Source organism: Campylobacter sp. BCW_6466 (assembly GCF_001762835.1).
Taxonomy (GTDB): domain Bacteria; phylum Campylobacterota; class Campylobacteria; order Campylobacterales; family Campylobacteraceae; genus Campylobacter_D; species Campylobacter_D jejuni.
In genome coordinates this window covers 119,536-128,792 of sequence record NZ_MJXO01000031.1, presented here as the reverse complement: position 1 = coordinate 128,792, position 9,257 = coordinate 119,536, and the positions used below count along the sequence as shown (strand labels likewise).

General features: G+C 29.1%; 12 protein-coding genes. 7 read left to right on the top strand and 5 right to left on the bottom strand.

The window, feature by feature from the left end; genetic code table 11:
* The 5 genes from AJ887_RS03595 to AJ887_RS03575 are packed head-to-tail and all read left to right on the top strand — an operon-like array spanning position 1 to position 3,483.
* On the top strand, positions 1-762 hold the full coding sequence (locus AJ887_RS03595; protein ID WP_070261226.1) for an ATP-binding protein: 762 nt from the start codon (positions 1-3) through the stop codon (positions 760-762).
* Positions 759-1,445: an endonuclease III domain-containing protein gene (locus AJ887_RS03590; protein WP_070284842.1), complete on the top strand. Its 687-nt coding sequence runs from the start codon at positions 759-761 to the stop codon at positions 1,443-1,445. Before AJ887_RS03595 ends, AJ887_RS03590 begins: the two co-directional genes overlap by 4 nt.
* Complete coding sequence (gene thiD / locus AJ887_RS03585) at positions 1,442-2,254, top strand: bifunctional hydroxymethylpyrimidine kinase/phosphomethylpyrimidine kinase (RefSeq protein ID WP_002870538.1); 813 nt, start codon at positions 1,442-1,444, stop codon at positions 2,252-2,254. The genes AJ887_RS03590 and thiD overlap by 4 nt, the downstream gene beginning before the upstream one ends.
* Positions 2,244-2,876, top strand: coding sequence for a thiamine phosphate synthase (thiE, locus tag AJ887_RS03580; RefSeq protein ID WP_070284840.1), 633 nt, complete (start codon positions 2,244-2,246; stop codon positions 2,874-2,876). The genes thiD and thiE overlap by 11 nt, the downstream gene beginning before the upstream one ends.
* Positions 2,854-3,483 carry a uroporphyrinogen-III synthase gene (locus AJ887_RS03575; RefSeq protein WP_070284839.1) on the top strand — a complete coding sequence of 210 codons (630 nt, stop codon included), beginning with the start codon at positions 2,854-2,856 and terminating at the stop codon, positions 3,481-3,483. Before thiE ends, AJ887_RS03575 begins: the two co-directional genes overlap by 23 nt.
* Here AJ887_RS03575 and AJ887_RS03570 read toward each other — a convergent pair.
* The 5 genes from AJ887_RS03570 to fliW all read right to left on the bottom strand — a co-directional run bounded on the left by AJ887_RS03570 (position 3,480) and on the right by fliW (position 6,006).
* A complete protein-coding gene (locus tag AJ887_RS03570) occupies positions 3,480-3,932 on the bottom strand; it encodes a hypothetical protein (protein ID WP_002869049.1) in 453 nt (150 codons plus the stop codon). The genes AJ887_RS03575 and AJ887_RS03570 overlap by 4 nt on opposite strands.
* Positions 3,929-4,591, bottom strand: a complete 663-nt coding sequence (locus AJ887_RS03565) for a hypothetical protein (RefSeq protein ID WP_002866103.1) — start codon at positions 4,589-4,591, stop codon at positions 3,929-3,931. The genes AJ887_RS03570 and AJ887_RS03565 overlap by 4 nt, the downstream gene beginning before the upstream one ends.
* Before the next feature lie 97 nt (positions 4,592-4,688).
* Complete coding sequence (locus AJ887_RS03560; protein WP_186820927.1) at positions 4,689-4,889, bottom strand: hypothetical protein; 201 nt, start codon at positions 4,887-4,889, stop codon at positions 4,689-4,691.
* Positions 4,886-5,617 carry a pyrroline-5-carboxylate reductase gene (locus AJ887_RS03555; protein WP_070210252.1) on the bottom strand — a complete coding sequence of 244 codons (732 nt, stop codon included), beginning with the start codon at positions 5,615-5,617 and terminating at the stop codon, positions 4,886-4,888. The genes AJ887_RS03560 and AJ887_RS03555 overlap by 4 nt, the downstream gene beginning before the upstream one ends.
* Positions 5,617-6,006 carry a flagellar assembly protein FliW gene (gene fliW / locus AJ887_RS03550; protein ID WP_002852982.1) on the bottom strand — a complete coding sequence of 130 codons (390 nt, stop codon included), beginning with the start codon at positions 6,004-6,006 and terminating at the stop codon, positions 5,617-5,619. The genes AJ887_RS03555 and fliW overlap by 1 nt, the downstream gene beginning before the upstream one ends.
* 160 nt (positions 6,007-6,166) lie before the next feature.
* Here fliW and bamD point away from each other — a divergent pair, with 160 nt between their 5' ends.
* Together bamD and lon are read left to right on the top strand one after the other, a co-directional pair.
* Positions 6,167-6,814, top strand: a complete 648-nt coding sequence (bamD, locus tag AJ887_RS03545) for an outer membrane protein assembly factor BamD (protein ID WP_002877748.1) — start codon at positions 6,167-6,169, stop codon at positions 6,812-6,814.
* A gap of 16 nt (positions 6,815-6,830) precedes the next feature.
* Positions 6,831-9,206, top strand: a complete 2,376-nt coding sequence (gene lon, locus AJ887_RS03540) for an endopeptidase La (RefSeq protein WP_070284837.1) — start codon at positions 6,831-6,833, stop codon at positions 9,204-9,206.
* Positions 9,207-9,257: the final 51 nt, after the last annotated feature.

The following is a 9,257-nucleotide window of genomic DNA, read 5'->3' as shown; positions in this document are numbered from 1 at the left end:
ATGGATTGGAATAAAACTTATGCAGCAATTTATAGAGCAAGAAAAGACTATTTAAAGCCTATTTTTGAAATCGATCCTATCACTTTAAAAGATTTAGTAGGTATGGAAAGTCAAAAAAAAGCACTTTATGAAAATACTTTAAATTTCATTCAAAATAAGGGAGCAAATCACGCACTTTTATGGGGATCTAAGGGCACTGGAAAATCAAGCTTAATTAAAGCTACATTTAATGAATTTAAAGAACAGGGCTTAAGACTTGTCGAATTAAATAAAGAAGATTTATTTGCCTTAGCAGATATCATCGATGAAATCAGATTAGAAAATTTTAAATTCATACTTTTTTGTGATGATTTTTCTTTTGAGAAGGGAGATGATAGTTATAAATTTTTAAAACCTTTACTTGAGGGAAGCATAGAAAAAGCCCCAAATAATATAATTATTTATGCAAGTTCAAATCGTAGGCATTTATTAAGTGAAAGCATTATTGATAATCTTGATACGCAAATTGCACATACAGAACTTCATTTAAGCGAGGCTGCTGAAGAAAGATTAAGCTTGAGCGATAGATTTGGTTTGTGGTTAAGTTTTTATCAGGGAAATTTAGAAGAGTATTTAAAGATGATAGATTTTTATTTTAAAGATTATTCTTGTGATAAAGAGCTTTTGCACACTAAAGCTAAAGAATTTGCTACTCTAAGAGCAAGTAGAAGTGGTCGTACTGCAAAGCAATTTTATTTGGCTTTTAAGGAGAATTTTAAATGACTGGAGCGCAAATTTTTACCAAGCTTTTAAATTTGGATTTAAATTATCATGATTTTGATTGGCTTGAAAATCAAGGATTGAGTGAATTTGAGCTTTTAATTTCTGTGATTTTAACTCAAAATACAAATTGGAAAAATGTCTTAAAAGCTTTAGAAAATTTAAAAAAAGAAAATATTGCAAGCTTAGAACAAATCAATACTTTATCCAATTTAGAACTTGCAACTTTAATTAAGCCTAGCGGATTTTATAATACCAAAGCCAAGCGTTTAAAAGGCTTAGTAGAAAGTATCATCAACACTTATGAAAATTTAGAAAATTTTAAAACAAATGTAAGCAGAGAATGGCTTTTAAATATCAAAGGTTTGGGTTTTGAAAGTGTTGATGGTATTTTAAATTATCTTTGCAAAAGAGAGATTTTGGTTGTAGATAATTATAGTTTGCGTTTGGCTTTTCACTTAGGCTATGAGTTTGAAAATTATGAAGAATTAAGAGAATTTTTTCAAAGTGGTATAGAGAGTGAGCAAGAAAATTTGTGTAAAATTTTAGGGAGAAAATGCGAACTTTACGAACTTTATCAAATTTTTCATGCCTTGATCGTAGCTTTTGCAAAACAGAGTTTTAAAGGACAAAAATTAAGCCTTAAGGGTGAAGAATGGATCAAAATTTTAAAGGAAGATTTATGAAAGCAAAAGGAAGTGAACTTATACCTGTTTTAACTATAGCAGGGAGTGATTGTAGTGGTGGAGCAGGGATACAAGCCGATCTTAAAACCTTTAGTGCACACAATCTTTTTGGTATGAGTGTGGTTTTAAGTGTGGTAGCTGAAAATACCGCAAGGGTGATTTCTGTACACGATATACCTACTCAAAGCGTGGACGAACAAATGCTTGCCGTGTTTGAAGATATAGCGCCAAAGGCAACTAAAATTGGAATGATAGGTTCTTGTGAATTAATGAGCTGTGTAGCTAAAAATTTAAGCGAGTTTAAACCTCAAAACATAGTGATCGATCCTGTAATGTTTGCTAAAAATGGTTATGCTTTAATGCCGCAAGAAAATTGTGATTTTTTCAAACAAACCATAGTAAAATTTGCAGACATTCTTACGCCTAATATTCCTGAAGCAGAGTTTTTATGTGGTTTTAAGATCACTAATGAAGAGCAGATGATAAAAGCAGCTAAGCATTTATGTAGTTTGGGGGCTAAGGCGGTTTTACTTAAAGGCGGACATAGTGAAGAAAATGCCAATGATGTGCTTTATGATGGAAAAGAAATTTATATTTTAAAAGGCGAACGCATAGAAACTAAAAATACTCATGGTACAGGTTGTACGCTTTCTTCGGCTATTGCTAGTAATTTAGCTAAAGGCAAGGATTTATTTCACGCCGTTAGTGAAGCTAAAGAATATGTAAGAAATGCGATTTATTATTCACTCAATCTTGGAAAAGGTTGTGGTCCTACAAATCATTTTTTCAAGTTTTTAGATGAAAAATAAATTAGATCTTAGTCTTTATCTAGTTGCTACTAAGGGAAATAAAAGCGAGGAGTGTTTTTTAAATACTTTAGAAAATGCTATAAAAGGCGGAGTGAGTATCATACAACTTCGTGAAAAAGAGCTTAATGCAAGAGAATTTTATAAACTAGGTTTAAAGGTACAAAAACTTTGCAAGGCCTATAAAATACCTTTTTTGATTAACGATAGAGTGGACATAGCTTTAGCCTTAGATGCTGATGGGGTGCATTTAGGGCAGGAAGATTTAGAAGTAAAACTAGCTAGAAAGCTTTTAGGAGATGAAAAAATCATAGGCTTAAGCCTTAAAAAGCTAGAACAACTTGAGTTTATACAGGGAGCAAATTATCTAGGTTGTGGAGCTATTAAGGCAACACCTACTAAAGAAAGTTCGCTTTTAAGCCTTGAGCTTTTAAGTCAAATTTGTGATAAAAGTCCTATAGGGGTTGTAGCCATAGGAGGGGTTGATAAAGAAGCACTTGTTGAGTTAAAGGGTATAAATTTAAGCGGTGTGGCTGTGGTTAGGGCGATCATGGATGCTAAAGATGCTTTTTTGTCAGCTAAAGAGTTAAAGTGTAAAATCTATGAAAATTTATCTCTTAAATGAAACTCCTTTTGAAGGAGTGGAAAATCTTATTTTAAATGAGATTGTTTTTTATGATTTTAGTATAGATTTGAGTTTGTATGATGCTTTAATATGCACTTCAAAAAATGCTTTAAAAGCTTTGCAACATGCAAAAATCACTTTAAATTTCAAACTCAATTTATACGCTGTAGGACAAAGTACAGCTCAATACGCTAAAAATTTAGGTTTTAAAAAGATTAAAATTCCATCAAAGGCTTACGGAAAAGATCTTTTTCTTGAATTTAAAGAGGAGTTAAAAACGCAAAAATGTTTGTATTTAAGGGCTAAAAATATTGTTTCAACTTTAAATTTGGATCTTAAAAATGCAGGTGTGGATTTAGATGAAATGATTGTTTATGAAAATGTTTTTAAAAAAGGTGATAAAAAACTTACTCATCCTGCTGTTTTTATATTTACCTCTCCTTTAAGTGTAGAAAATTTTTTAAAATTTTATAGCTTAAAAGAAGAAGATAAGGTTGTAGTTATAGGACAAAGCACAGCAAAGAAGCTTTTAAATTTTAAAAATCTTTATATATGCGAAAATCAAAGTCTTTTAGAGTGTGTTAAGCTTGCTAAGACTTTGGTTTAATTTTTTAAATTCCAAAAATTTTCTTTGGGATAAATGATAATGCTTTTTGTGAGTAAAATTTCATCATTGACATTTTTATCACGATTTAAAGCAATGCTAATGTGGGCTATAATAACACCATCTTTGTTTAAATTTGCATCGGGATTAAAGTTGGAAAATTTAAAATTAACACATTGTGCAATAGGATAAAAATATTTTATTTTAATCAAAGCTTTTGCGTAATTAAAATATATATTATCTAAACATTCTTTATTTTCTTGCTTTGCTTGATATAAAAAATATTTAGAAAATTGTGTTGCATTGTGACTTAAAATTTGAGCTTGAAGGTAGTAATAACTATCTTGGATTATTTTTGGAGTGTAGCTAGATATGTTTAAGGTCAAGCTCATCCATAGACTTATTAGTAGTATTAAAAAAATTGTCCAAATTAAAACATAAGCTTTTTTCATAGTAAAATTCTTTTTTCAAGGCAATATTTTGTTTGTCTTTTTAGGCAAATTTTTAATTTATTGTTTTGCAGGTTAAATGAGCTTATGTTTTTAGAAATTAATCCTTGTTGGTTTAATTGTTCATTAAATTTTGGCTTTATTTCATATATAAGTTCTTCATTTTGCAATTTGATAACTAATTGAGCTTGCAAAGGAATAAAACTACCTGTAAAATTTGTAGATATACCATTTTCTAAGATGGATATTTTTTCAATCTTATTAATTTTATAAGCATAGCTAATATGCTCATTGTCATTATATAAATCTTTTCTATTTTGGAGTTGTGTTTTAAAATCAGAATGAGGTGAATAAAGTGTATGATTATTTTCTAAAATAAGAGCAGAATTAATAAGATAAAGTTTATTATCTTTTAGGCTAATTAACTCATCTTTTAAAAGACATTTTAATGTATTTTGTGAAAATGTAATATTAATACAATTTTGTATTAATTTTTCTATTTTAAGCAAGTTTAAATGTGCTTGAGTGATAAGATTGTTTGTATGTAAAGCAGTGAAATTTAAATGATAAAAATCCATTAAAGGTTTTGAAAGTAAGCTAGTTATAAAAGTAAAAAGTATTAGTGATATTATAAGTTCAAAAAGTGTAAAAGCTTTGCTCATTCTTTAAAATAAACGCTATAATTTTGATCTTGAAAGTATAATTTTTGAAATTGAAATATACCATCATTAACAAACTGTTCTTGTAAAACTATAGGTTTTAAGGCTGAAGTTTGAAGTATGATGGTTTTAAAATGGGCTTTTCATATAATTCTTCTTGAAGTTTATAGAGTCTTTCAAAAATATTTAAATTTTCATAGTTTTTGTAAAGTTGAGTATAGTAATAAAAAATGCCAATGAAAATTAAAGATATGATCGTTATAGCACTAATACTTTCTATAAGTATGAAAGCCTTTTTCATTTAGCGCTGCTAGCATTTATGGCTTCAAAAAAACTTCCGCGAATTCCTTTTTGTTCGAGTATTTTTATGCCTTTTATTGTAACTCCGCCAGGGGAGCAAATATTTTCTTTGATAATAGCTGGATGTTCATATTCTAGTAAAGCACTAGAGCTTTTAAATAAAGAGCGCGTAAGATTGAGACTAAGTTCTTTTGACAAACCTTCATAAACTCCAGCATTAGCAATACTTTCTGCTATAAGTGCTAAAAAAGCAGGAGCGCAGCCGCTAATCGCCATAGCTGCATTCATTTGTATTTCATTATCTAATTTATAAGCCGAGCCAAAAGTTTTTAAAATGTCTAAAATTTCATTTTCAAAATGAGAGTTTTTAAGTATATATGGTGTAGTTGAAGCCTTATATTTGGCTGCTGTATTAGGCATTATTCTAACATAATTTTGAGCTTTGATGGTTTGTAGTTTTTCAAAATCAACATTGGCTAAAACAGAGATTAAGATACGTGCTTGTCCTTTTAGCATTTGAGCAATATTTTCTAAAGCATAGGGTTTAAATGCTAAAATAACATCTTTACCTTCTATGTTAAAATCTTTGTAAAGTAAGGTTTTAAAGCCTTCTTTGGTGAGGGCTTGAAGTTTTTCTATACTTCTTCCTACTATACAAATTTCATAATCATCTTTTAATCCATAGGCTAAGGCTGTTGCCATAGCTCCATTTGCAAGTATATAGAGCATTATTTTTTAATATAATTAGCAATTTGATCAGCTTGAAAAAAGTCCGGATAATTAACTGTATCTAGTATCACTTGTACCATAGTATTATTATCAAGATTAATGACTACTGGAGCTAGAAAATTCACTGTCGATTCTTCAATGCTTTTTGCTATGGCTACTATATTAAAAATTTTCATATTAGATTCAGGTGTTAAAGAAAGAAGCTCTTGATAATAAGTTGGTATATCAAATTCATAATCAGGTCTAATCAAATAAGGATTAATTAAAACAAAAGAAAAGTCTTTACCATCAAGACTTTTAAGTCTTACAAATACTTCATCGATAGTTGAAAATTCCATATTTTTGGTTTCTTCAAAACCTAAGATAGGGCATTTAACAGCTAGGGTCATGTTTTCTCCTCAAGTTATAATGTTTAATATTTTAACATAAAATAAGCAATAATCATTCCAAAATTTTAAATTATTTAATTAATTTTATTATAATTTTAGAAGAACATAATTATAAAATCGTTAAAATATAGATTTTTGAGAATATAAATCAAGGTGAGGTATGAAAAAAGGTATTTTTTTATTGGTTTTTTTAAGTGTTTTTTTTAATGCGTGTAGTACAAAAAATGATGAAGGTTTATACAATCTTAGTGCTAGTGAGTGGTATAAGCAAATTATTAAAGATTTACAGGACAAGGATTTGGAAAAAGCCGATGATCATTATAATGGTATGGCAAGTGAGCACGTTGCCGATCCTTTATTGGAAACTACTTTAATTATTTTAGCACAAGCTCATATGGATGAAGAGGAATATAAGTTAGCTGAATTTTATTTAGATGAATATAATAAAAAATTTGGAAATTCACGCAATGCTGATTATATTCGCTATCTTAAAATTAAAGCAAAATTTGATGCATTTGCAGTGCCAAATCGTAATCAGGCTTTAATGCTTGAAAGCCAAAAAGAAATAGATACTTTTTTGAAAGATTATCCTTATACAGAATATGAACCTTTGGTTCAGACAATGCTTACAAAATTTAATTTAGCGGTTTTTTATCTTAATAGTACTATAGAAAATCTATACCAGCGCATAGGGCATGATGAAAGTGCACAAATTTATAAACAAAGACTTCAAGAAAGTGAATTTTATCAGCAAAGTATTATCAAACCTGAGCTTCCTTGGTATAGAAGTATATTTGAAAGATTTTAATAAACAAGGAAAATAAATGCAGATTGAAGAGATACAAAATTATCCAGCAAATTTACCAGTATTGGTTGAAGATGAATTATTTTTATATCCTTTTATGATAACTCCTATTTTTATTAACGATTCATCCAATATGAAAGCTTTAGATCTTGCGATTAAAAATGATAGTATGCTTTTTGTTGCGCCTTCAAGGTTGGAAAATGGAAGAAATTTTGATGAAATTTATAATTGTGGAGTGATTGGGACTATCATGCGAAAAGTTCCTTTACCTGATGGAAGGGTGAAAATACTTTTTCAAGGATATGCTAAGGGTAAAATTATAGAGCAAATTTCTAATAAACCTTTAGAAGCCAAGATAGAACTTATAAAAGAAGACTTTTTAGAAGGAACTAAAAAAGAAGCGCTTCTTGAAGTTTTAAAAGAGAAGGTAAAAAATTTGGCAAATATTAGTCATTATTTTTCTCCGGATCTTTTAAGAACAATTGAAGAAGGTTTTGATGCGTCTAGGATTTGTGATTTGATTTTAAATACTGTGCGTATTAAAAAACAAGTTGCTTATGAGTTTTTTGTTTTAACAGATCTTGAGCAAAAATTAGTAAAATTAATAGATTTAATTGCCCAAGAAATAGAAGCCAATAAAATTCAAAAAGAAATTAAAAATAAAGTACATTCTCGTATTGATAAGGTAAATAAAGAATATTTTTTAAAAGAACAATTAAGACAAATTCAAAAAGAGCTTGGTTCTGACACACAAAAAGAAGATGAGGTTAGAGAGTATCAAAAGCGTCTGGAATTAAAGAAGAAATTTATGCACGAAGATGCTTATAAAGAAATCAAAAAACAAATTGAAAAATTCGAACGCATTCATCAAGATAATTCCGAAGCATCGATGATTCAAACTTACATAGAAACAGCATTAGATATTCCTTTTGAAAAAATTTCTAAGAAAAAACTTGATATTAAAGAAGTTTCAAAACAGCTCAACCATGATCATTATGCATTAAATAAACCAAAAGAACGCATAGAAGAATATTTTGCAGTTAGGGAACTTTTAGAAAAAAGAAAAATAGCAGAAAAAGATGGTGCTAAAGTTATACTTTGTCTTTATGGACCTCCTGGCGTGGGTAAAACTTCACTGGCAAATTCTGTTTCAAAAGCTTTAAAAAGAGAGCTTATTCGCATAGCCTTAGGCGGACTTGAAGATGTTAATGAGCTACGTGGTCATCGTAGAACTTATATAGGCGCTATGCCTGGACGTATTACCCAAGGACTCATAGAGGCAAAACAAATTAATCCTGTAATTGTATTGGATGAAATTGATAAATTAAATCGCAGTTTTAGAGGCGATCCAAGTGCGGTGCTTTTAGAAATTTTAGATCCAGAGCAAAATTCTAAATTTAGGGATTATTATTTAAATTTTAATATTGATTTAAGTAAAGTCATTTTTATAGCAACAGCAAATGATATTAGCAATATTCCTGTACCTTTAAGAGATAGAATGGAATTTATAGAACTTAGCTCTTATACTCCAAGTGAAAAATTTCATATAATGAAAAAATATTTAATTCCAGATGAGCTTAAAAAACATGGCTTAAAATCCAATGAATTATCTATTGATGATGAAACTATAGAGTTAATCATTAGTGATTATACTCGTGAATCAGGAGTTAGAAATTTGCGTCGCAAAGTGGCAGAGTTGTGTCGTAAGAGTGCTAAAAAACTACTTTTAGAAAATATTAAAAAAGTCATTATTAATACAAAAAATTTGAATGAATTTTTAGATAAAAAAGTTTTTGAAATAGAAAAAAATAATGGAGAAAATCAAGTAGGTCAGGTTAATGGTTTGGCTTGGACAAGTGTAGGTGGAGATGTTTTAAAAGTAGAGGCTGTAAAAATTAAAGGTAAAGGAGAATTAACGCTCACGGGAAGTTTGGGTGATGTAATGAAAGAATCAGCTAGAATTGCTTTTAGTATGATAAAAGTTTTAATCGATGAAGGAAAAATAAAAATACCTAAAAAAATAATTATCGATCCTAAAGTTAATGTTTATGATAGTTATAATATTCATATACATGTGCCAGATGGAGCTACTCCAAAAGATGGCCCAAGTGCAGGCATTACGATAAGCACAGCTATTGCTTCTATTTTTAGTGATAGAAAGGTTAAAGCAGATGTTGCAATGACAGGTGAAATAGATTTAAAAGGAAAAGTTTTACCAATAGGTGGATTAAAAGAAAAATTAATTGCGGCTTATAAAGCAGATATAAAAATAGCTTTAATCCCAAGAAAAAATTACGAAAGGGATTTAAAAGATATTCCTAGTGAGGTTAGAGATAATATGGAAATCATTGCTGTTGATACTTTTAGTGATGTTTTAGAATATACTTTGGTTTAATTTTATTTTGAGAATAAATGTATATAAAAGCAAACTTTTTACAAGTTTGCT